The following is a 22,513-nucleotide window of genomic DNA, read 5'->3' as shown; positions in this document are numbered from 1 at the left end:
TCAATAACGATTATTTCCTTACATAGAACAAAAGGGAGGTTTCGCTCCCTTTTGTTCCCTACTACTTAAAATTACTTTATATTATAAACGATTCATAATATCTTCTTTAATAGTAAGTAACTTTTGTTCACTATTTTGTAAAGAATTATCTTGAACACCGAAGTAGAACTTGATCTTCGGTTCAGTTCCAGATGGACGTAGGCAGAACCAAGAACCATCTTCTAATTGATATTTTAACACATTTGATTTCGGTAAGTGAATCTCTTCTTTATGTCCATCTTGTAAAGATGTAACGATGCTCGCTTTATAGTCTTCAACTGCTACAACTGTTAAGCCCGCTACTTCTTTCGGAGGATTCTCACGGAATGTTGCCATCATCTCTTGGATTTGTTCCGCTCCATCTTTTCCTTTTAGCGTTAACGATACAAGATCTTCACGGAAGAATCCGTACTTCTCAAATACTTCTAATAGACCGTCGTATAACGTTTTACCTTGTGATTTGTAGTATGCAGCTACTTCACATGCAAATAGAACAGATTGTACTGCATCTTTATCGCGGCAGAATGGACGGATTAAATAACCATAGCTTTCCTCATAACCGAATTGGAATTCGTATTGTCCGCTTTCTTCATACTGTTTAATTTTCTCACCAATAAATTTAAATCCAGTTAACGTATCAACTGTATCTAAACCGTATGCTTTCGCGATTGTACGGCCAATTTCAGACGTTACGATTGTTTTTAATACAACACCATTCTCTGGAAGCGTTCCGTTTTCTTTCTTTTGAGATAATAAGTAATCAAGCATTAGTGCACCTGTTTGGTTACCAGTTAATACTTGGAACTCACCCTCATGATTACGAACTGCTACACCTAGGCGGTCCGCGTCAGGATCTGTTGCGATTAACACATCTGCGCCTACCTTCTCACCGTCACGAATTGCATACTCAAACGCTGCATGCTCTTCTGGGTTCGGTGATTTCACTGTAGAGAAGTTTGGATCTGGTAACTCTTGCTCTTTTACAACTGTTACATCTGTAAATCCAACTTCCTCTAAACCACGGCGTACAGAAATATTTGATGTTCCGTGTAGTGGTGTAAAGACGATTTTTAAATCTTTCCCAACCTTTTGTACCATTTCTTTATTAATGATGACATTGTTCAATTCTGCAGCGTATGCATCATCTACTTCTTGTCCAATAATATGTAATAAACCGTCAGCTTTTAATTGCTCCACATCAGCAACCTCAACTGTTAATTCATCTTCTACTGCGTTTACGTAGCTAATTAACTCATCAGCTTCTTTTGGAGGCAACTGCCCACCATCTTCACCGTATACTTTATAACCGTTATATTCAGGCGGATTATGGCTTGCCGTAAGAACGATTCCACTTACTGTATGTAAATGACGAACTGCGAAAGAAAGTACTGGCGTTGGACGTAAGCTTTCAAACACATATGTTGTAATGCCGTGCGCACCAAGTGTAGCAGCTACTTCCATAGCAAATTCAGGTGATTTATGACGAGAATCGTACGCAACAACAACACCGCGCTTCTTCGCTTCTTCACCTAATTTTTCAATAAACTTTGCTAATCCTTGTGTTGCTTTACGAACTGTATATACATTTAAACGGTTCGTACCAGCACCAAGTTCACCACGCATACCACCTGTGCCAAACTCTAGATTTTTATAAAAACTGTCCTCGATTTTCTTCTCATCTTGCTTCATGTTTTCTAGCTGTTCTTTTAGTTCTGCGTCTAACTCTGCATATGAAAGCCAGCGACTAAATTCTTGTTTCCAGTTCATACTTTTATCTCCTCTCGCTTGTCATATCTTTATTATATGAAAAAAACAACCTGTATCTCAATATTTTTTACAATCTAACAGGATTTTACTAGGAATATTTGTATACACTATGGTTAAATACTCCACTAAAGGGAATGAGGATTATGCAAGAATGGGGCTTGTCAGAAGAGCTCAAAATACAAACAAAGCAAATGATTGAAATTGCTGAAAAAGAATTATCAATTATGAGGCAAGCAATCGATAAAGAAAATGAATGTATTTTGTGCAAAATGGAAGATATTCATCATATGTTAGCAAATGTACAAACATTAGCAGCTACATACTATATTCAAGCGTATTTATCACCTTATACGGAAAGCTCGCAGTTCATCACAACAGCTGTCCAGCATTTAAGCGCCCGAAAACATGGTGCTCTTATTGTTGTGGAACGAAACGAGACACTCCATCCTTTCATTCAAACCGGAACAACTTTAAATGCCCATTTAACTGCACCATTGCTCGAATCCATTTTTTATCCAGGTAACCCTCTTCATGACGGAGCCGTTCTCGTTAAAAATAATCATATTGTCTCAGCAGCTAATATTCTTCCATTAACGAAAAGTACCGAAGTTGATTCTGAGCTAGGAACACGTCACAGAGCTGCAATTGGCTTATCAGAACAAAGCGATGCACTTATATTAGTTGTCTCTGAAGAAACGGGGCGCACTTCATTTGCTTTAAACGGGACTTTATATACGATTTCTTTATGAAAACCTTCCTCTTTGACATATCTGTAAAAATAGATATAATAACAAACATGGAACCTTTATTAATATATAAATCATTATCCAATGAAACTCGTCGGCAAATCTTGTCATGGTTAAAAGATCCTAAGAAACATTTTGAAGTACAATGTCATCTACCTGAAAATGACGATTTTAAAACTGGTGTTTGTGTAGGTTCAATTCAAAAAAAAGCTGGCATGGCACAATCCGTAATTTCTAGTTACTTGGTGAACATGCAAAAAGCTGGATTGTTACAATCCGAGAGAGTAGGACAGTGGACATATTATCACCGAAATGAAGAAACCATTCGCCAATTTACTGAATATGTCCAAAATGAACTTTAAAGTCACTATTTAATCAGTGGAGATAGTCTTCACTGATTAAATTAACCATAAGTTAATCTAAAATAATAGATATATAGAAATCTAATTACATATACGTTAAAGGAGCTTTTCAACTATGAACGCAAAATACGATCTACTTTTCCAGCCATTTACTTTCCAAAATGGAGCAACAATTAAAAATAGAATTTCTATGGCTCCAATGACAACAATATCCGCAACAGAAGATGGAAGAGTATCTGCAGAAGAACTCTCATATTATGCCCATCGCGCTAATGGTATTGGTATGGTCATAACGGGTTGTGCCCATATTAAAGCTGATGGACAAGCCTGGGAAAGAGGATTTGCAGCAGATTCAGATGCAACTATTCATGATTTAACGCAGCTTGCTACTGCAATAAAAAAGCAAGGTGCAAAAGCTATTTTACAAATTTTTCATGCTGGTCATAAAAGCTTACATGCTAGCTCACATTCAGATTACATTCAAAAATTAACCGAAAATGAGATCATGCAGCTCATTCATGCTTTCAGCCAAGCAACTCTCCGCGCGATTAAAGCAGGGTTTGATGGTGTTGAAATTCATGGTGCCAATGGATTTTTAATCCACCAGTTTTTCTCCCAGCAAACAAATAACCGTAAAGATCAATTCGGTGGTTCTTTTACAAATCGTACTACATTCCCATTAGCTGTCGTAGAAGCTGTTTTAGAAACGGCAAGACAATATGCAAATAAATCATTTATTGTCGGTTATCGAATTTCTCCCGAAGAAGCTGGTGAACAAGGATTTACAATGGCTGATTCATTACAATTAATGGACCAACTTGCAAATACAGAATTAAGTTATCTCCACATATCAAATGGTGATTTTTGGTCACTTCCGAGAAGAGGTGTGGAAAAACATCATACCCGTATGGAATGGATTATGAAAAAAGTTGGAGAACGTATTCCATTAATTGGCGTTGGTGCTATTCAAACAGCTGATGATGCACTGAAAGCATTACAATCGGGCATTCCACTCCTTGCACTTGGGAAAGAACTTCTTATAGAACCAGAGTGGATTAAGAAAATCGAACGTGATGAAGAACAGAATATTGCACTAAGAATATCACCTGAAGACCAGAATCGATTAGTTATTCCAGATCCTATGTGGAAAAAATTATGGGAATCTTGGTTATAAAAAAGCAGTTCCGAAATGGATGTCTTCCATTTCGGAACTGCTTTTTTTCTTTTATTCTTCTCCGAAACGTTCAACAAGTGTTGCAAGTGTACGTACCATTGCACCTGTCGCTCCAGCTGGCCCTAAATCATGCGCTCCTGATGATTCAGATGTTCCAGCGATGTCTAAGTGTACCCAAGGTGTATCTTCAGCGAATTCACCTAAGAATGTACCTGCCATAACCGCATGTCCTTCGCGGCCTGGTGAGTTATTTAAATCAGCAAATTTACTGTTTCTCACGCGTTCCTTATCACGATCAAAAATCGGTAATTGCCAAATTGATTCATCTGTTTCCATAGATGCCTCTAGCACTTGCTCAAACAACTCTTCATTGTTTGTCATTGCGCCTGTCGTATGATTTCCAAGTGCAACAATTACACCACCTGTTAATGTCGCAACATCAATCAGATAGTTTGCACCTAATTTTTTCGCATACGTAATACCGTCAGCTAATGCTAAGCGACCTTCTGCATCTGTATTTAATACTTCAATTGTTTTTCCGCTCATAGACGTAATCACATCGTCCGGCTTAAATGCTGTACCACTTACAACGTTATCCGTTGACGGAATAACAGCGATCACATTTTGCTCTGGGCGAAGTTCTCCGATAATTTCCATTGCGCCTAAAACAGAAGCTGCGCCGCCCATATCACCCTTCATACCAACCATGCCTTCACGCGGTTTTAAAGAATAACCACCTGTATCGTATGTAATTCCTTTTCCAACGAATCCAATTACATCTGTCCACTCTTCTTTTCCTTTATAAATAAGAGCAATCATTTTCGGTGGCTCAGTAGAACCTTGGTTTACTGCAAGTAATGCACCCATACCAAGATCTTCCATCTCTTCTTTCTCAAGAACTTTATAATCCATATCATACTTTTCCGCTAATTCAACAGCATACTCAGCAAGCTTCGTCGCTGTTAATACGTTTGGCGGCATATTTACAAGTGTACGAGCTGAATTTGTTGCACGTCCATGTACGTAACCAACTGTTAATGCAGCTTCAATTTCTTGTGCATCTTCCGCTGTAATAGCCGTGAATTTCTCTAGCTCCACACGATCCTTTTTATCTGATTTATACGTTTGTAACTCATATGTACCAAGACCTTGTACTTCTGCTGCAATGTGAGCTACATCAATCGCATCTAATTTCTCTGTTACGAAAGAATCAAGTAAGATTGCTGCATCTTGTACTTTTGCTGCCTGTAACGTTTTAAACGTCTTACCAAGAGCCGCACGTAATGTTTCCGTCGTATAAGATTCTTTCTTACCTAAACCAACGAAATAATAACGTTTCACATTTGTTTTTCCTAAACTATGTACTTTTGAAATAGCTTTCTTCTTAGTAGAAAGTTCTTTTTCTTCTAATAAAACTTGTAATTGTCCTTCAAAAGCTTTGTCCAGTTCTTGTACAAAACTACTCGTTTTCTCTTCTTCAAATAAGGCAACAATCACCGCTTCATGGCTTGCTAATTCTTTTTGTACTTGAAACATGTTCAGACCCCCTAAATTTCTCTACTCTACCTTTATTATAACTTTATTTTCGATAAAATGCGACAATTCTAACTTCTATTGCATCCTATATAATCCATATTTCTTCTATTATAAAATAAAAAAGTCTAGCGTAATTCCCACTAGACTATCTTTGTTTTAAATATTGACCACGAAACACTTGCATCGTTTCGTCTTCATTTAACATCGTTAACTCTTCTTCTGTAAACTTACCATTTCCTATTTTTACTACGTATACATTTACTTTTTTCTTACCCCATTGGCTATAAACATCTTTCACCGTATCATAATATAGATCAAGACGGTTTCCTTTTATAGCACCACCCTTATCAGCAACAACCCCGTACCCGTAATCTGGCACGAATAGAATCGTTCCGATCGGGAATACGCGTAAATCCGCAGCGATTGTGGAATATAAATCCCTTTTCACTTTAACACCTGAATATGTAATACCATACTCTGGATGTCCTGGCCTCTTACCAGTTGACTCAATTCCCGACGTATAACCTGTTGCAGTCATTTCAATTGAACGATATTTAGACCAGTCGTTTGCCTGCTCTAAAGCATTTATCACTTCTTTACTCGGAGCAACGTTTCTCTTAACTTCTGCTGCATGTACTTCTTTTGCACTCGTTCCCTCATATGTCTTTACAATCTCTAATAAAGAAACTCCTGTGAAAGCCTTCCATGTTACGCATAATGCGATTGCAAGTAAACAAGTCATCATAATGCGAATACAATATCGTTTTAACATTTTTATATTCCACACTCCTTCATCGTTAATCATTCCCTATACGATGAAGGAATATGCAAAAAATAATCTCCAAATGAATTGGAGATTAAAACATTTGATATCCGCTTTTCCGAAGCTTCTTAATTACAATTCCGGCTAAAGCAGCGCCTACTAATCCAGTAGATAGAATAAACACATCTGCTTGTCCTAAATGCGATACACTTGTCCCAAATGAAGAGAATGTTTCTTTCGGCTTTGAAAAATAATCCCACACACTCGCCTTATTAATAATAAGTATACAAACAATCGGATACACAATAACCATTACCCATGTCGCTCGCAATATCATGTTGAGTAAAAATCCAATTCCAAAAAACAAAATAAAAAATAACATCATTGAAATAAGTAGTACCGGTATACTCACTCTTTCTCCCCCTCCTTCGTCTGCGCCGTAAATACGTGATAGGCTGTATAACCAAATTGCTCTCCTGGATCTAATGTTTTATTCATCTCAAGATGCAGCTCTGATCTTCCTTCTAGCAAATATTTAATAAGCAGCGACGTATTAGGATCGTCCGCAATCGTCTCTGGATGTAAAAATGCTACTTCAGACAATTCCTTCTCCTGTACAATAATGTTTTCTCCTTCAGGCTCCAAAAGGAAAATAATCATGTTATCACTAATCTCATTGCGAATCACGCCCGATCGAACACCAATGATCCCCTTCACATGAGCGACAATACCTGTCTCTTCTAACACTTCACGTTTCACAGCTTCATCAACCGTCTCACCTTCATTTACAAAACCAGCCGGTAAAGACCATTTCCCCTTTAATCCACTGTATTTTTTCTTAACGAATAGCCACCTGCCATCTTTTGTAGCTACTAGGCCACTGACAGCTAACCACACTTTCCCTCGCTTCTCCATGATGTAATACCCTCCTCTACCAGAACGAACAGAATATTCTTTCTTTTTATATATTATACTATATTTTTCACATGAAAAAAGCAGAAACAGCTCTTAGCCGTTTCTGCTTCTTCTACTATATATTAAAAGAACTTTAATTTACCTTTTTTAAGAACTAATAAAGGTCCACCTAATAAGAATAGGTAACGGTTATCGATAACTTTCTTCATGAAGGAAGCTTTCCAACCTGTTAACTTTTTGCCCATAACAACGCCCATTGCATCGTCATGACCTAAAGAACATACAGACCCTTTATTGTCGAATGCGAATGTTTTCATTTCACCTTTGCCACGAACTAACACAGTTAAGTTATGTGCAATGTTGTAACCTTGTTGAATTGCGATTTGTGCTGTTGGTGGGTATGGACGATTAATTTCTTCGTTAATGATTAACGCTGCGTCACCAACCATGAATACATCTTCGTATCCTGGAGCGTGCATGTACTCATCAACTTTTACACGTCCGCGCATTGCTTCAAAGCCAGACTCTTCCACAATACCGTTACCACGAACACCTGCAGCCCAAACTACTGTTTCAGACTTAATTAATTCAGTATCATCGCCATTTGCAACGATAATACCTTCTTCAGTTGCTTCTTTAATCGCTGTACCGATGCGGAATTCTACGCCTTTTTTCTCAAGTTGTTTCACAGCGTATTCTACTAATGCAGGATCGAAACCTGGAAGTGCTGTTGGAGCAGCTTCTACACAGATGATACGTGCTTTTTCACGTGGTACATTGTACTGTTTGCAAAGTTCAGGAACACGGTTCGCAAGCTCACCTACGTACTCGATACCAGTAAATCCAGCACCACCAACAACGATTGTTACTAACTCATCGCGTTGTTCAGTTGCATATTTAGCGAAACTAGCTTCCATATGCTCACGAATTTGACGAGTTGCATTAATGTTAGCGATTGAGAATGCATGCTCTTTTAATCCTGTAATTCCGAATGTTTCTGATTCGAAACCAAGACCGATTACTAAGTAGTCATACTCTAACTCACCGTCTTTTAAGATAATGCGTTTTTCAGCAGCTTTAATTTCTACTACTGTATCTTGTACAAAGTTCACTTTATTTGTATCAATAACGTCTTGAATATCTAGACAGATTTTTTCATCTTGTAATGTACCAGCTGCGCTCTCGTGTAACCAAGTCGCTTGGTAGTGATAGCTGTTGTTGTTTACTAACGTAATTTCAGCTTCATTTACAGATAATGCTTTTTGCAGACGAACAGTCGTAATCATCCCGCCATAACCTGCACCTAAAACTACGATTTTTGGAGTCTTCACCAAATCACAACCCTTTTCTTTATATAATAGTAATGAAAAATAATACCAAGTACTAAAAACTCTATTTGTCAAGAATGTGGAATTTATCACATTCTATATCATAACAAAACGCAGTCAAAAAATCGTACGAATTTTGTCATAGAAATTTAACATAATACTTCCCTATATTAGTCGGTTTTATTACAGAATTCAAGCGTCTGGAGAATTATCAATATTTTAAAATAACATAGCGTTTTCAAGGGTTTTTCAGCCTTTTTTTCATGTATTTTCCTTTCCCCATATTTTATACAATTTAAAAAGCATCTATGCGAAAACTTACACACAATTCAGTCGTTTTCAGAAGTATTATGAACTCAAATATGCTATCATTTATTTGAAAGTGTCATCATTTGCAGGATTTTCGTGTACATATGAACAATATATGAAATCAATATCAAAATTCCATCTATAGGGGGAATGAAAGTGGCAGAAAATCAAAAAGTTTACGACATAACAATTATTGGTGGTGGTCCAACAGGACTATTCACAGCATTTTATGGCGGTATGAGACAAGCAAGTGTAAAAATCATTGAAAGCTTACCTCAGCTTGGAGGACAATTATCCGCACTCTACCCTGAAAAATACATTTATGATGTAGCTGGATTTCCAAAAGTGCGCGCACAAGAATTAGTTGATAACTTAAAAGAGCAAATGAAGAAATTTGATCCAACGGTTTGTTTAGAAGAAGCTGTTGATACGCTTGAGAAACAAGCTGACGGTATATTTAAACTTGTTACGAATAAGCAGACTCACTATTCTAAATCAGTTATTATTACTGCCGGCAATGGTGCTTTCCAACCACGCCGTTTAGAATTAGAAGGTACAGCAAAGTATGAAAAGAAAAACTTACATTATTTCGTTGATGATATGAATAAATTTGCTGGTAAGCGCGTCGTAGTATTTGGCGGCGGCGACTCAGCGGTTGATTGGACAATGATGTTAGAGCCAATCGCTGACAAAGTTACAATCGTTCATCGCCGTGATAAATTCCGTGCGCATGAACATAGCGTAGAAAGCTTAATGAATTCTCGTGCAGAAGTAAGCACACCGTACGTTCCAGTAGAACTCATTGGTGATGACAACATTGAACAAGTCGTTCTTCAGCATGTAAAAACGGAAGAAAAAATTATCATCGATGTTGATGATGTAATCGTAAACTACGGCTTCGTTTCTTCCCTTGGCCCAATTAAAAACTGGGGCTTAGATATACAAAAAAACAGCATTCTCGTGAATTCGAAAATGGAAACAAATATTCCTGGCATTTACGCTGCTGGTGACATTTGTACATATGAAGGAAAAGTAAAACTCATCGCTTGCGGCTTCGGTGAAGCACCGACAGCAGTAAACAATGCAAAAGCTTACTTCGATCCAAGCGCAAAACTTCAACCGATGCATAGCTCGAGTATGTTTTAATATAGAAATGAAAAGAACTCCTTTTACGTGAAGGAGTTCTTTTATTATTGTGCTACCGTATCCTTCCAAAATATGTTACAATAAATAAGAACAAACGTTCTATATGATAAGGGGGATATTTTAAAATGAAAGAACCTAAGATCGTAAAAAAAGAAGCTTTCCAAGCAATCGGCGTTTCGATCACGACGACAAATGAAAAAGAGGCATCTACTGAAGGAAAAATCCCACAACTTTGGAACCGCTACTTCCAAGAACAAATCATGCATCACATCCCAAATCAACAAACGAAAGAAACATTCGCTTTCTACTCAAATTACGAATCAAATGAAACTGGTACATATCAATTTACAATCGGTATGCCCGTTTCTTCATTAGAAGACGTACCTGAAAATATGACAACTTTAACAATACCTGCCGCTACGTATGCGGTATTTACGACGAGAAAGGGACCCGTCGCTGAAGTCGTTTGTGAGGCTTGGGAATATATTTGGCAATGGTCAAAAGAAAACAAACGTGCTTTTACAACAGACTTTGAGCTTTATGATGAAAGAGCGTTAGATCCAACCAACGTACAACTGGATATTTATATTGCTTTAGCCTGAACGACAAAAAAGAAGATACCATTTGGTATCTTCTTTTTTGTCGTTAAATAGCCACTGTGCAAATTCATTATTATTGTCTACAATGAGAAAGTGCAGTATAGAAATATTAGAAACTGTATAAAGTGAAACTATACTCAGTGGGGGTTTTGTCCATCCCCCACTGAGTATTAGCCCTCACCAATCGGACGTTTACGGTCAGTTGGTCTCCCACCTAACTTCTTTACTCGAGCCGAATTTTGAGGTGGGAGTTTTACTGCCCGTTAACGCGGAACAAAACTATTGTTAACAGGTTTTTTAGTTTAAATTTGTCACATAGAAAGGAAGCAATATGGAGGAACTACAACAAAATAAATCTGCTTTAGAGGGACGCGGAAAACCGTTATTAAAAAATACAAATTTCCTTTTTCTTTGGGCAGCTACTCTCTTTTCAAGCTTTGCTTTAGCCTTTTTTACTTTTTCACAAACGTGGTACATAGCAAAAACATTAAACCTTGAAGCTTCACTCGGTGTTGTTTTCGTAGCTCTTAGTGTTCCAAGGCTTATTTTTATGATTATCGGCGGTGCTGTAGCTGATAAATTCCCGAAAAAAAACATTATGTTTTATTCTAATATTATTCGTGCTATTCTTGTCGCAACCATCCTTACATGGTTCATCGTAGGTGATGTAACACTATATACATTTGCTTTATTCGCTTTATTCTTCGGACTTGCTGATGCTTTTTTCTGGTCAGCTGACGGATCTATCTTACCTGAACTTGTAGAAAAAAGCCGTTTAACACAAGCAAACTCACTTACACAAATGACAAACCAAGCATCGGTTATCTTAGGTCCTGTACTTGGCGGCATTCTTATCAAATTTACGAACTATGAAACGATCTTTTCAATCACGATTTTATTACTAATCGTCGCAGCCATACTCGTTCAAAAAATACAATTTACGATGCCAGAACAGCAAAATACAGACAAAGGCATGTTCACTTCTATTAAAGAAGGAATTTTATACGTAAAGGAATCACCATTCCTTTCGACTTTCCTTCTTTGTAGCGCCTTTTTAAACCTATTTTTAATTGGTCCGATGCAAGTCGGCTTCCCGCTTTTCATTAAAAATGTTCTGCACGGTGACTCGCTCCAGTTCAGTTACTTAGAAGCATCTGTCGGCGGCGGAATGGCAATAGGCGCTGTCATTGTCGGTTTAAAAAATATTAATCGTAGACGCGGTCTATTTTGCATTATCATGATGTTACTGTCTGGTGTATTCTTCTTATCCATCAACTTTAGCACCGTACTTTGGCAAGCATTATTAGCCGGCATGTTTTACGGTATTACAATCGCAATGGCGATCGTTCCGCTTATGGCGATGATTCAATCAACAGTAAAAGAAGAAATGATGGGACGCGTAATGAGTTTACTTATGCTATCATCAATGGGCTTTATCCCGCTTTCTTATGCATTCACATCAATCGCGCTTGCAATAGGAATTCCAATCGTAACCGTTATGAAAAGCGGTGCAATCGCCGTTATCGTCTTCGTACTATTTGTAGCGATTCGTGTTCCAGTTGTAAGAAAGTTCGATTAGCTAATTAGAGTCATGTGTTATACGCATGGCTCTTTTTTAAACGGATCAAATAACGGTACTCCCTTACTTCTTCTCACAGCTGCTCCCCATTCTAATCCAACCTCTAAAAATAGATCCCGCACTGTACTGTATAAAAGAGCCTTAACATTTTTACGGATTTCCCCGTATTTATACGCTCTCACAACACTCTTCACTCGCCAAATGAAATTTCCATACACTTCTTCATCAGCTAATATTTGCTCCAGTAACACACCTTGCTCTAGTAATCCGCTCTTTTTATACGCAAGTTCCACCTTACTCCAAAATATATTAATCTTCTTCGGATTACTCGTCATCGGCACAAGTGCGTATATAAAAGGCTTCGGTATATCATGACGACAATACGTCTCATCAAGCTCATACGTTCCTTTTCTATTCTCTTTTATTTGTGGAATGTTTTTAAAAAGAATTGTTTCCCCTGCGCTTTTTTGCTCATTTTTACTACAGCTAGCTGCATTATCCTCATTTTTACAAGCGGACATTTTCATACGGTCATCCATGCGGTCAATCGCAGATGTAAGAAATACATATAAGTTCGCACTATACCCGCCGCGTCTATGTCTTTCTTTTGTTGCAACACGCTTTATAATTCCTAGTTCCTCTAACTTTGCAATGGAGCGGCGTACTGTACGAATACTTTTTCCAACATTCGTTGCAATCGTCTCCATTAACGGACAAGCAACTCCTACTGTTTTTTGTTTCTCATTCACCGCATACTTTCCTAAAAAATGAATAATGATAGCATCCGTTTTATTTAATTGGAATCGGTAGCACTTCAAAACTTGTTTTTGATATGTATTAAACTCTTCTTTACTTCGAAATTCACTATATGGTTTCATTAAATTATATAAGCTTCCCATTTATATCACCTCATATATAAGTAAGAGGCAGGAAGAGAAATTGGCGTGACATTGAATATTTTTTATTGGAGATGAAAATATGATCGTAATTAGCGCTTGTTTAGGTGGTATCGCTTGTCGGTATGATGGAAATGACAATCTCGTTTCAAAAATAGAGGAGCTGCTGCAACAAGAAGATACAGTCCTCATTTGTCCTGAAGTACTAGGAGGATTGCCAACGCCTCGTCCCTCAGCTGAAATTATTGGCGGGAATGGCGATGATGTTTTGGATGGAAAAGCGAAAGTGATGACAAAAGATGGTGAAGATGTCACAGAATCTTTCGTGAGTGGTGCTTATAAAGCTCTAGAACAAATTAAGAATTTACATCCAGAATATATTATTTTAAAAGAACGCAGTCCATCTTGTGGTAGTTCTACGATTTACACTGGAGAATTTAACGGAAATAAACAAACTGGTTACGGAGTAACAGCTGCTTTATTCAAAAGACATGGATTGAAAGTCATTTCAGAAGAGGATTTTGAGAATATAAAAAGGAATTGACCTTGTTCGTCAATTCCTTTTTTATTCTTATTTTGCACCTAGCTTTTCTTTCACTTTCGCAGGAAGCTCATCTTTCTTTACTTCTTCCCAAGCCGATACACCTTTTTTATCTGAATGATATACACGTAAGAATGCATCTTTACGTAAGTTTTTTTGAGCTGTGAATTCTAATTCTTTTTCTTTTCCCTCTTTATCAAAACCAGTTAACTTATATTCGTAATTTTTATACGGCTCACCATTATCAGACTTACCATTATACTCTTTTCCATCTACTGTGATTTGAACGTAATACTCATCTTTCCCCATACGGTTAATATCACAACCAACTAACAAACTTGCGAATACAACTAAAATACTAAACAGTGCAATATATCTTTTCATTTCCTTCACCTCATGTTTTTTTCTTATATTGTTATCTTAAATCTCAGAGCTTAAAGAAGAAATTCAAAAACATGACATGAACATTACACTTTTGTAAGATAATAGTTATTTCTTCACTTTAGAAACCATCATTCCGTCACCAATTGGAATGAGTACAGATTTTAAATTTAGATGAGTTGCTACCACTTCATTAAACTTCTTCATACACATAAACCAACTTCTAATTATGCAAAAGAAAAAAATCAAAAAAATAATCATTCCTTATTCAACTAACCGTTTCATTTTCAATATGTAAAAAGGGATTTCTAAATGATGAATTGAATATGTATTTATTATTTTCTAGCTTTTGAGCGAAAGTTTTTTACATAAGTTTCACTCTGTCCTAATTTAAAGGTTTCGAGAGGAGAAATAATATGAATCCTATTTTATTAGATGTTCCGTTACAAATAGAAACAGACAGACTCATTCTTCGAGCCCCCCTTCAAGCAGGTGAAGGGAATGTAGTACATGAAGCTATTAAAGATTCAATCAGTGAATTAAAGCAGTGGTTGTCTTTATTCCAGTCCATTCCTACTGTTGAAGAAACGGAAATTCTCCTGAGAAATGCGCATATAGATTTTTTGAAAAGAGAAAGCTTTCGCTATCTTATCTATCATAAAGAGACGAATGATTTTATTGGAACCGCTAGCCTTCACGGCATTGATTGGAAGGTTTCTAAATGTGAAATTGGATATTGGATTAACACGCAATTTAGTGGCAATGGATATATGACAGAAGTAGTAAATGCGTTAATAAACCTTGGATTTCAGTTATTCAAATTTAGAAGGATTGAAATACGATGTGAACGTAATAACACGAAAAGTCGTGCGATTCCTGAAAAATTAGGTTTTGAGCTTGAAGGGATATTACGTAATGAAGATCTTTCAGCTGACGGCAAACAACTAACTGATACTTGCATCTATGCAAAGATAAAGTGAAATTTTAATCAGCCCTCGCCAATTAGGCTTTTATGGCAAAAGAAAAGACCTCCTTAACGATTTTATTTCATCGCTAAAAAGGTCTTTCTCTATTTCTACTAAAAACTTAGCACTCTTCTGGCTTACCAGCATTCGTCGCTGTACGGAAAGATGATCCACATCCACATGATGCGATTGCGTTTGGATTGTCGATTGTGAATCCACCGCCAAGCATAGATTGTTTATAATCAATTTTTACTCCTTTAACAATTGGAGCACTTTCTGTATCGATAACAAATTCAACACCGAAAAACTCAAGAACTGTGTCGTCTTCTTTTGGTTCTACTTCAAATCCTAAGCCGTAAGAAAGGCCCGTACATCCGCCGCCATGTACAGCAAGGCGCACGTACTTCTCTCCATCTTCAGCATCTTTTAACATATCTTTAATTTGAAAAGCTGCTTGTTCTGTTACTTCAATCATGAAATACACATCCTTTCTGTTCTCATTCTATTATACATCTTTACGCTTCTATCTTGTACTCATACACTCCGCGGCAAATTACTTCCGCTGGTCCTTTCATTAACACATTGCCTTCTTCTGTCCATGCAATCATTAAATCGCCACCAGCTAAATGAACTGTAATTTCCTTACCACGTTCCATCTTTCCATTTAAAATAGAGGCTACAACCGCAGCACACGCCCCTGTTCCGCAAGCCTGTGTTACGCCAGATCCACGTTCCCAAACGCGGAAGTTCATCTCTTCTTCATTCAAAATCTCGATGAATTCAACATTTACTCGCTCTGGGAACATTTCATGTGTCTCAAGAACTGGTCCAAGTGTTGTAAGAGGTGCTTGTTCTACATCATCAACAAAAATAACTGCATGCGGATTCCCCATTGAAACAGCTGTAAATGCATAACGATGATTATTGTATAAGAAGTTTTCACGAATAAATGGCGTTTCACCTTCACCAAGCATCGGTATTTCTGCACGTGTTAAACGAGGCGCTCCCATATCGATTTTCGCTAATGTAACTTTCCCTTCTACTACCGTTACTTCCGCCGTTACAATGCCAGCTAACGTTTCAATTGCGAAAACTGTATCTTCTACTAGTTTATGCTCATACGCATATTTCGCTACGCAGCGTAAACCGTTACCACAGCTCTTGCCTTCTGAACCATCATTATTAAACATGCGCATTTTCACCGGAGCTACGTCAGATGGACAAATTAAAATCATTCCATCTGCTCCAATACCAGTATTAATATTTGAAACCTTTTCCGCCACAAGAGCTAAATCTTCTTCGGGAATTTGTTCTTCAAACATATTTACATATATATAACTATTGCCAAGACCATGCATTTTTGTAAAAGAAAATTGGCTCATTTGTATTCACTCCAAAAATAATTTGTTATTTTAAGTATAAAATGCATGCTTTTAGAACACAATATGAATGTCCCCCGTTTCTCATATTTGACAACATTTGGCGATGAGCCATTCTTGCGCAAATTGTGTAAGAAAAAAGCCCTTCTAAAAGGGCCTTTTTTATTTATATACAATATTATCCTCCCCTGCGAAATAGGATTTTATCTAATAGAAAAAGAAAAAGGTGCTGCCGATTGCAACACCTTAAAACATTGGATTTTCATCCAAATACTCATATACATTATTGACAAGTTCTTCTACTGTAGAACCTTGTACTACTTCACCATTTACAAGTGCAAATGGTCCTTCAAAACAAATACCACAATATCCTAAACAACCATACTCCATTACATCTAAATTCGGATCTTTTTCTAATTTCTCTAAAGCTGCTTGTGAGCCACTCGCAAGGTTACCCACACAAAATTCAATTAACGGTTTAATCAAAATTCTCCCCCCTGTACTACAAAACAAATTACTTTCTGACCTTATCTATAAGAATAAAACTAAGTTTTCTCTTGTTGTTTTCGTTATACATTCTAAACTATTTAGTTACTTCACTATTTCACTTCAAAGTAGATGGTTTTATTTTATATAACATGCTATTCATAATGAAATAGTAACTAAAAAATGAAAACAGTTTACTTTACTTTTCTTCTTATTGTACAACAGAGTATTCATTCATGCATTGTTATTTGTTCACAAATTCGATATAATTTGATTGAGTAAAGTCGAAATATTTTATTAATATAAAATTGTGTGATTAGGGGATATTTCAACAGAAAAGGGGTAATCCATCATGAAACACCTCGTAATACTAGGTGGCGGCTACGGTGGAATGAGAATTCTGCAACGGCTACTTCCAAACAACCAACTTCCGGATGATGTACAAGTGACATTAATCGACAAAGTACCATACCATTGTTTCAAAACTGAATATTATGCATTAGTAGCGGGTACAATTTCAGAAACGCATATTCGCATACCGTTTCCTGATCACCCACGCCTTAATATTCAATACGGCACAATAACAAATATTGATCTCGAAGAAAAAGCTGTTCATCTTGATGGCGGCGAAGCAATCCAATATGATGATTTAATTATCGGACTTGGCTGTGAAGATAAATATCATAACGTTCCTGGAGCAAAGGAATATACGCACAGTCTACAATCGATTGAACAAACACGTAAGACATATGAACAATTAAATAGTCTAGAACCGAATGCAACAGTTGCTGTTGTTGGTGCGGGCTTAAGTGGCGTTGAAGTAGCAAGTGAACTTCGCGAAAGCCGTTCTGATTTAAAAATCTATTTATTTGATCGAAAAGATAGAATTTTATTCCCATATCCAGAGAAATTAAGTAGATATGTAGAAGAATGGTTTGTAAAGCATAAAGTTAACATTATACGAAACTCTAACATTACAAAAGTAGAACCAAATATTGTGTACAACCACGATGAGCCACTTGAATGTGATGCAATCGTCTGGACAGCTGGTATTCAAGCAAATGAAGTTGTTCGAAACCTTCCAGTTGAACAAGATGGTAGCGGACGGGTTGTTTTAACAAAATATCACAATATTCCAAATAACGAGCACGTTTACGTTGTAGGAGATTGTGCAGCACTTCCACATGCACCATCTGCTCAACTTGCTGAAGGTCAAGGAGAACAAATTGTCCAAATATTATTAAAACGTTGGAATAATGAGCCACTTCCTGATGAACTACCTGTAATTAAATTAAAAGGTGTTCTCGGTTCTCTTGGTAAGAAGCACGGCTTCGGTTTACTAGCAAACCAACCATTAATGGGGCGTGTACCGAGATTGTTAAAATCAGGTCTTCTTTGGATGTACAAATATCATAAGGGTTAATACTTTACAGGCTGTCTACTATGTAGACAGCCTCTTTTATTAGTTACAATATAATTATCAGACACATCTTTCTCAACATGGATAATGATTTATTTTTCATTTTTATATTAAAAACTAGTGATAAACAGTGTATGCTATTTATAAGTTGTTTATTATTTCCTTTAAGACCGAAGTCATTCGGTCTTATTTTTTATGTTGTAAATACTTTTACAGGAGGCATTTCATTTCACTTATGAACTTAACGAAACTAAACGATCGAATAGAAGCGAAGAAGAAAGAATTGATCTATCTCGTTGAAAAGTACGGATTCACTCATGATAAAGTAATTTCTTTCAGCCAAGAATTAGATCGTTTACTTAACTTATTAATAAAACTCAAGACGAAGAAAAAACGTTGCTCTTTATAACCGTTCTCTTCTCTTTTTTGATACGATATAAAGTGAAACTTTAATCAGCCCTCACCAATCGGGCTTTTACGGGCAGCCCGCCCCCCACCTAACTTCTTTGCTTTCGCTGAATTTTGAGGTGGGGGCTTACTGCCCGCAAATAGCGGGATAACTAGAATCTGAAAGGAGCAATTTATGTTTATATTAAAAGACGTTACCTATAAAGATATACTACACATTCCTTATTTACAGATTCAAAAAGAAAAAATCACATGTATTATCGGTGAAAGCGGGAGTGGAAAAAGCACCTTGCTCCGCATGTTAAATGATCTACAATCTCCAACATCTGGCACAATTGAATATAACGGAAAACTAATTTCTGATTATCCCCCTATTCAATTACGACGTGACGTAGTTATGCTTGGGCAAACGCCACCTATTTTCGATGGAACCATTAAAGACAATCTATTAATGGGACTTCGTCTTTCTGAAAAACCATTTCCAAATGATGATGCCCTGCGAAGCGCATTAGCGACTGTTAGCTTAGAAAAAAATTTAGAAGACAACGCTGATTCATTATCAGGCGGGGAAAAACAACGACTTGCTTTTGCACGTATCGTACTTATGGATCCACCTGTCTATTTATTAGATGAACCAACCTCGGCGCTAGATAGTGATACAGAACGCCGCGTTATGAAACAATTCACTATACTGGCAAGAGAAAAGAAAAAAACAGTTATCTTCATCACACACTCGCAACAACTTCCAGAAGAAATTGCAGACGACATTATTGAAATTAGTAAAGCAAACGGTGCAACTAGAAAGGAAGTGCTCTCAGTTGAAGGGCGTTATTGAACTCCAAATTTGGCAACTTGCCGCTGCATATATTTTCATTCTTATTTTAATTGGACTTGTAAAATTAAAAGGTATTCCGCGTGAAAAACAAATTGCACTCGCAACATTCCGTATGACGATTCAGCTTGTACTTGTTGCCTATGTCCTTACATACGTATTTGAAAATAGTAATCCATTTTATACAATTGCTCTTATTACTTCTATTACTACCTTTGCAATTTTTAATATTTATAAACGAGTCAATATCCCGATGTCAAAAGACTTAAAACGAGTAGCCGCTCTTTCCATGGTTGCCGGATCAATTGGGCCACTTCTACTATTTATCTTTGTTATAATCGGGCATGATCCTTGGTATGCGCCGCAATATATCGTTCCGATTACGGGAATGTTAGTTGGAAATGCAATGACAGGTGTTTCTCTCGGTGCAAATACATTCTTAAACAACATGAAATCGCAAAGAGGTCAAATTGAAGGAGCACTTATGCTCGGTGCAACACCGAAAGAAGCAACTGCTCCACTCATACGCGACGCTTTTGACTCTGCTATTTTGCCAACAATCAATTCTATGGTCGGAATGGGGATTATAAGCTTACCGGGCATGATGACCGGGCAAATATTAGCTGGTGTTTCACCATTTACAGCCATTCAATATCAAATCGCCATCATACTCGGTATTTCAGGAAGTACCGCTTTCGCTGTCATTATCTTCTTACAGCTTGGATATAAGACCTTCTTTAATAAGCGGTGTCAGTTGAAAGAAGTTGACTATGGTGCCCGGTAAATGGTGCACTGTTCGCGCTGAATGAAATTATACCGAAAAAAAAATGACAATAAAAAAGAGGAGGCTACTCGCCTCCTCTTTTTACTTACGCCTTCTTAACGAATTGTGATTTTAACTTCATCGCTCCGAAACCGTCGATTTTGCAATCAATATCGTGATCGCCATCAACTAGACGGATACTCTTTACTTTCGTACCGATCTTCACAACTGAAGAAGTTCCTTTTACTTTTAAATCTTTAATGACAGTAACAGCATCGCCGTCTTGAAGAACATTTCCGTTCGCATCTTTTACAACTTTTGCACCATCATTATTTTCAGCTTCTGCTTCTTGGCCCCACTCATGAGCACATTCTGGACATACGAAAAGAACGCCATCCTCATACGTATATTCTGAATTACATTTTGGACAATTTGGTAAAGTAGCCATAAATTCATTTCCTCCGTTCATTATTTATACGTAAAAATCAAAATTGATGTTTACATCTCGATAAATAAAATTTGTATAGCATTTCTTTATAGTGCCATAGTCTCACGTTATTGACAAGCCTACCTGGAATTCTCATTTTTTATTGTATTTTACAAAATTTCAATTCGTATGGTGTTTCCAATAAAAAAGAAGAACCTTCACAAGATTCTCATTTTCAAAATGAACGAATTCTCACTAGAGCCCCCATCCATTTTCCTCAATATAAAATTGATACTCTTCTAGCTCATCTTCACTTAACTTCTTATTATTCTCATATACTTCTTGCCATTCAAAATAGTCTTCACTAAAATAAACAGCAAATTTAATTTTCACGTTTTTCTTCTCTGTATAATCATAACCAGTAAATTCTACTACATCATAATCTTGTTCTTTCTTCACAAACTTCCAAGTTGGATTATCCGTCATAATCTCTAAAGTAACACCTTCACTACTTGAACGAACAACATTTTTAATATTCGGCTCAGTTTGTAAAAGGGAGAGTCCGAACATAGCTCCACCAAACACGATTCCAACTATAACCTGGACACCAACCATACCAGCAAAACTAGCGCTCCCCTTTGATTGTAGGTAATACGCCTTCTCATGATCTGGCATATTTTCTCCCTTATGTAAAACACGAACAGCATGCTTATAATATAAACGGTTTCCTTGCCATCCAGTAAATATCATCGTTCCTAACTGAAGAACTAAACTACATGTTAAATAAACCCCATCTGGAATATCTATAAAAGGAGTTACAACGATACTAGGTATCGCCAATAACGTAAGTATAATAAACAACTTATACATTTTACGATAAGCTAACCAAAAAGTTGGGAAGAAAAAGGCTACCCAATTCCACGTATTCCCTTGCGCTGGATTTTCTACTTTGCTCCATTTAAAGTCATAATAAGCTGTATTCTTTTGAACAACTTTATGTAATTCTTGCGGAGAAATTGTTTCTTGTAAAACAGTGTCATTCACGTACATCATCCTTTTCTTCTTTCTACATACATGTATTTTATAGAAAGAAAAAGAAGGAATCTAACAAAAAGGACATATATTTCATAAAAATGAACAGAAATCGAATATATTCCGACAATTCCCCGTTTCTTATTCCATTTTTCTTTTTAATATATTAAAATACTTATGAATGATACGTTTAATACACTAAGTTAAGCATTTTACATAGGCATAAAAAAAGATGTTCCAAAATCATTTTGAAACATCCTCTTAATTTTCCACTATTTTAAACTACCTTTAACTTTTTCAATAACATCCTCTATACGTTCCGCTATGCATTCCAGCTCCCAATCTCCCTCACCATGCATAGCCGTATAAACTGGACAATTCTCATCATTACTATCTACAAAAATCGGATCTCCAAGATACGAGTCTATCCCAATTACAATCCATCCTTCTTTCCAATCTCCTTCTTCATTCCCGATTAAACTTTGCCCTTCATCATCAAAGCTATAGCCAAGTTGGCCTTCTTCTATTTCTTCACTATTAAATAGTTCTATTGTCATTGGTTCAAATTCATACTCTAACTCAATTTCATTATCCTCAGCACGATCTACATATTCTAAAAGTTGTTTAATTTTATTGTGGTTTATCATAAGACTTTCTCCATTCTCTCTTAAAAAATCTAGCTCTAGTCATATTATAATATATAAAATAAAGTTCATAAAA

27 protein-coding genes are annotated in these 22,513 nt (G+C 36.7%); 12 read left to right on the top strand and 15 right to left on the bottom strand.

Going from position 1 to position 22,513, the window contains the following annotated elements; translation table 11 throughout:
* Nucleotides 1–81 precede the first annotated feature (81 nt).
* Nucleotides 82–1,806, bottom strand: coding sequence for a phospho-sugar mutase (locus QCI44_RS02735; protein ID WP_016085739.1), 1,725 nt, complete (start codon nt 1,804–1,806; stop codon nt 82–84).
* A gap of 143 nt (nt 1,807–1,949) precedes the next feature.
* On the opposite strand from QCI44_RS02735, the gene cdaS reads away from it, so the two are divergent.
* The 3 genes from cdaS to QCI44_RS02720 all read left to right on the top strand — a co-directional run bounded on the left by cdaS (nt 1,950) and on the right by QCI44_RS02720 (nt 4,088).
* Nucleotides 1,950–2,555 carry a sporulation-specific diadenylate cyclase CdaS gene (gene cdaS / locus QCI44_RS02730; protein WP_033659962.1) on the top strand — a complete coding sequence of 202 codons (606 nt, stop codon included), beginning with the start codon at nt 1,950–1,952 and terminating at the stop codon, nt 2,553–2,555.
* A 47-nt stretch (nt 2,556–2,602) separates the two neighbouring features.
* On the top strand, nt 2,603–2,914 hold the full coding sequence (locus QCI44_RS02725; protein ID WP_033660224.1) for an ArsR/SmtB family transcription factor: 312 nt from the start codon (nt 2,603–2,605) through the stop codon (nt 2,912–2,914).
* Nucleotides 2,915–3,029: 115 nt separating this feature from the next.
* The gene (locus tag QCI44_RS02720) at nt 3,030–4,088 is read left to right on the top strand and encodes an NADH-dependent flavin oxidoreductase (protein ID WP_016136905.1); all 1,059 of its coding nucleotides are present in this window, start codon (nt 3,030–3,032) and stop codon (nt 4,086–4,088) included.
* A gap of 51 nt (nt 4,089–4,139) precedes the next feature.
* Here QCI44_RS02720 and pepA read toward each other — a convergent pair whose 3' ends face one another.
* From pepA to QCI44_RS02695, 5 genes are all read right to left on the bottom strand, one after another.
* Complete coding sequence (gene pepA / locus QCI44_RS02715; protein WP_016085735.1) at nt 4,140–5,624, bottom strand: cytosol aminopeptidase; 1,485 nt, start codon at nt 5,622–5,624, stop codon at nt 4,140–4,142.
* Between the two features lie 145 nt (nt 5,625–5,769).
* A complete protein-coding gene (locus tag QCI44_RS02710) occupies nt 5,770–6,396 on the bottom strand; it encodes a 3D domain-containing protein (RefSeq protein ID WP_016135925.1) in 627 nt (208 codons plus the stop codon).
* 85 nt (nt 6,397–6,481) lie between these two features.
* Nucleotides 6,482–6,799, bottom strand: coding sequence for a YuiB family protein (locus QCI44_RS02705; protein WP_000027007.1), 318 nt, complete (start codon nt 6,797–6,799; stop codon nt 6,482–6,484).
* Nucleotides 6,796–7,302, bottom strand: coding sequence for an NUDIX hydrolase (locus tag QCI44_RS02700; RefSeq protein ID WP_016085733.1), 507 nt, complete (start codon nt 7,300–7,302; stop codon nt 6,796–6,798). The genes QCI44_RS02705 and QCI44_RS02700 overlap by 4 nt, the downstream gene beginning before the upstream one ends.
* Before the next feature lie 122 nt (nt 7,303–7,424).
* Nucleotides 7,425–8,633: an NAD(P)/FAD-dependent oxidoreductase gene (locus QCI44_RS02695; RefSeq protein ID WP_016085732.1), complete on the bottom strand. Its 1,209-nt coding sequence runs from the start codon at nt 8,631–8,633 to the stop codon at nt 7,425–7,427.
* Nucleotides 8,634–9,095: 462 nt separating this feature from the next.
* Between QCI44_RS02695 and QCI44_RS02690 the strand changes: the two genes are divergently transcribed.
* The 3 genes from QCI44_RS02690 to QCI44_RS02680 all read left to right on the top strand — a co-directional run bounded on the left by QCI44_RS02690 (nt 9,096) and on the right by QCI44_RS02680 (nt 12,263).
* Nucleotides 9,096–10,085: an NAD(P)/FAD-dependent oxidoreductase gene (locus QCI44_RS02690; RefSeq protein WP_016135926.1), complete on the top strand. Its 990-nt coding sequence runs from the start codon at nt 9,096–9,098 to the stop codon at nt 10,083–10,085.
* A gap of 125 nt (nt 10,086–10,210) precedes the next feature.
* On the top strand, nt 10,211–10,687 hold the full coding sequence (locus QCI44_RS02685; protein WP_016135927.1) for a GyrI-like domain-containing protein: 477 nt from the start codon (nt 10,211–10,213) through the stop codon (nt 10,685–10,687).
* Nucleotides 10,688–11,015: 328 nt separating this feature from the next.
* Nucleotides 11,016–12,263: an MFS transporter gene (locus QCI44_RS02680; RefSeq protein WP_016085730.1), complete on the top strand. Its 1,248-nt coding sequence runs from the start codon at nt 11,016–11,018 to the stop codon at nt 12,261–12,263.
* A gap of 17 nt (nt 12,264–12,280) precedes the next feature.
* Here the strand turns inward: QCI44_RS02680 and QCI44_RS02675 are convergent, their stop codons facing one another.
* Nucleotides 12,281–13,162: a helix-turn-helix domain-containing protein gene (locus tag QCI44_RS02675; protein WP_016135928.1), complete on the bottom strand. Its 882-nt coding sequence runs from the start codon at nt 13,160–13,162 to the stop codon at nt 12,281–12,283.
* Between the two features lie 79 nt (nt 13,163–13,241).
* Here QCI44_RS02675 and QCI44_RS02670 point away from each other — a divergent pair, with 79 nt between their 5' ends.
* Nucleotides 13,242–13,703, top strand: a complete 462-nt coding sequence (locus tag QCI44_RS02670; RefSeq protein WP_016135929.1) for a 2-thiouracil desulfurase family protein — start codon at nt 13,242–13,244, stop codon at nt 13,701–13,703.
* 27 nt (nt 13,704–13,730) lie between these two features.
* Here QCI44_RS02670 and QCI44_RS02665 read toward each other — a convergent pair whose 3' ends face one another.
* The gene (locus QCI44_RS02665; RefSeq protein ID WP_016085727.1) at nt 13,731–14,084 is read right to left on the bottom strand and encodes a YxeA family protein; all 354 of its coding nucleotides are present in this window, start codon (nt 14,082–14,084) and stop codon (nt 13,731–13,733) included.
* Nucleotides 14,085–14,189: 105 nt separating this feature from the next.
* Nucleotides 14,190–14,330: a methyltransferase gene (locus tag QCI44_RS02660; RefSeq protein WP_088084560.1), complete on the bottom strand. Its 141-nt coding sequence runs from the start codon at nt 14,328–14,330 to the stop codon at nt 14,190–14,192.
* A gap of 167 nt (nt 14,331–14,497) precedes the next feature.
* Between QCI44_RS02660 and QCI44_RS02655 the strand changes: the two genes are divergently transcribed.
* A complete protein-coding gene (locus tag QCI44_RS02655; protein ID WP_016135930.1) occupies nt 14,498–15,061 on the top strand; it encodes a GNAT family N-acetyltransferase in 564 nt (187 codons plus the stop codon).
* A 106-nt stretch (nt 15,062–15,167) separates the two neighbouring features.
* Here the strand turns inward: QCI44_RS02655 and QCI44_RS02650 are convergent, their stop codons facing one another.
* The 3 genes from QCI44_RS02650 to QCI44_RS02640 all read right to left on the bottom strand — a co-directional run bounded on the left by QCI44_RS02650 (nt 15,168) and on the right by QCI44_RS02640 (nt 16,911).
* Nucleotides 15,168–15,521 carry a HesB/IscA family protein gene (locus QCI44_RS02650; protein ID WP_000573830.1) on the bottom strand — a complete coding sequence of 118 codons (354 nt, stop codon included), beginning with the start codon at nt 15,519–15,521 and terminating at the stop codon, nt 15,168–15,170.
* A 40-nt stretch (nt 15,522–15,561) separates the two neighbouring features.
* Nucleotides 15,562–16,428, bottom strand: coding sequence for a diaminopimelate epimerase (dapF, locus tag QCI44_RS02645; protein ID WP_016085725.1), 867 nt, complete (start codon nt 16,426–16,428; stop codon nt 15,562–15,564).
* 243 nt (nt 16,429–16,671) lie between these two features.
* Entirely contained in the window at nt 16,672–16,911 is a 240-nt protein-coding gene (locus tag QCI44_RS02640; protein WP_000595027.1) for a YuzB family protein, read from the bottom strand.
* A 352-nt stretch (nt 16,912–17,263) separates the two neighbouring features.
* On the opposite strand from QCI44_RS02640, the gene QCI44_RS02635 reads away from it, so the two are divergent.
* The 4 genes from QCI44_RS02635 (at nt 17,264) to QCI44_RS02620 (ending at nt 20,355) form a co-directional block, all read left to right on the top strand.
* Nucleotides 17,264–18,334: an NAD(P)/FAD-dependent oxidoreductase gene (locus QCI44_RS02635; protein ID WP_098505941.1), complete on the top strand. Its 1,071-nt coding sequence runs from the start codon at nt 17,264–17,266 to the stop codon at nt 18,332–18,334.
* A gap of 232 nt (nt 18,335–18,566) precedes the next feature.
* Nucleotides 18,567–18,740: an aspartyl-phosphate phosphatase Spo0E family protein gene (locus QCI44_RS02630; RefSeq protein ID WP_001054621.1), complete on the top strand. Its 174-nt coding sequence runs from the start codon at nt 18,567–18,569 to the stop codon at nt 18,738–18,740.
* A 174-nt stretch (nt 18,741–18,914) separates the two neighbouring features.
* Nucleotides 18,915–19,574 (top strand): ABC transporter ATP-binding protein, encoded by a 660-nt coding sequence (locus tag QCI44_RS02625; protein WP_016085723.1) that lies wholly within the window; start codon nt 18,915–18,917, stop codon nt 19,572–19,574.
* On the top strand, nt 19,558–20,355 hold the full coding sequence (locus tag QCI44_RS02620; RefSeq protein ID WP_016135932.1) for an ABC transporter permease: 798 nt from the start codon (nt 19,558–19,560) through the stop codon (nt 20,353–20,355). The genes QCI44_RS02625 and QCI44_RS02620 overlap by 17 nt, the downstream gene beginning before the upstream one ends.
* Before the next feature lie 85 nt (nt 20,356–20,440).
* Here QCI44_RS02620 and phnA read toward each other — a convergent pair whose 3' ends face one another.
* The 3 genes from phnA to QCI44_RS02605 form a co-directional block, all read right to left on the bottom strand.
* Nucleotides 20,441–20,782 carry an alkylphosphonate utilization operon protein PhnA gene (gene phnA / locus QCI44_RS02615; protein ID WP_000212737.1) on the bottom strand — a complete coding sequence of 114 codons (342 nt, stop codon included), beginning with the start codon at nt 20,780–20,782 and terminating at the stop codon, nt 20,441–20,443.
* A 234-nt stretch (nt 20,783–21,016) separates the two neighbouring features.
* Nucleotides 21,017–21,811, bottom strand: coding sequence for a DUF2628 domain-containing protein (locus QCI44_RS02610; protein ID WP_353810994.1), 795 nt, complete (start codon nt 21,809–21,811; stop codon nt 21,017–21,019).
* A gap of 254 nt (nt 21,812–22,065) precedes the next feature.
* Complete coding sequence (locus tag QCI44_RS02605; RefSeq protein WP_016135934.1) at nt 22,066–22,440, bottom strand: hypothetical protein; 375 nt, start codon at nt 22,438–22,440, stop codon at nt 22,066–22,068.
* Nucleotides 22,441–22,513: the final 73 nt, after the last annotated feature.

The sequence above is a fragment of the Bacillus cereus group sp. RP37 genome (assembly GCF_040459695.1).
Taxonomy (GTDB): domain Bacteria; phylum Bacillota; class Bacilli; order Bacillales; family Bacillaceae_G; genus Bacillus_A.
The sequence above is the reverse complement of the archived record's forward strand: the minus strand, read 5'-3'. Positions and strand labels throughout refer to the sequence as shown.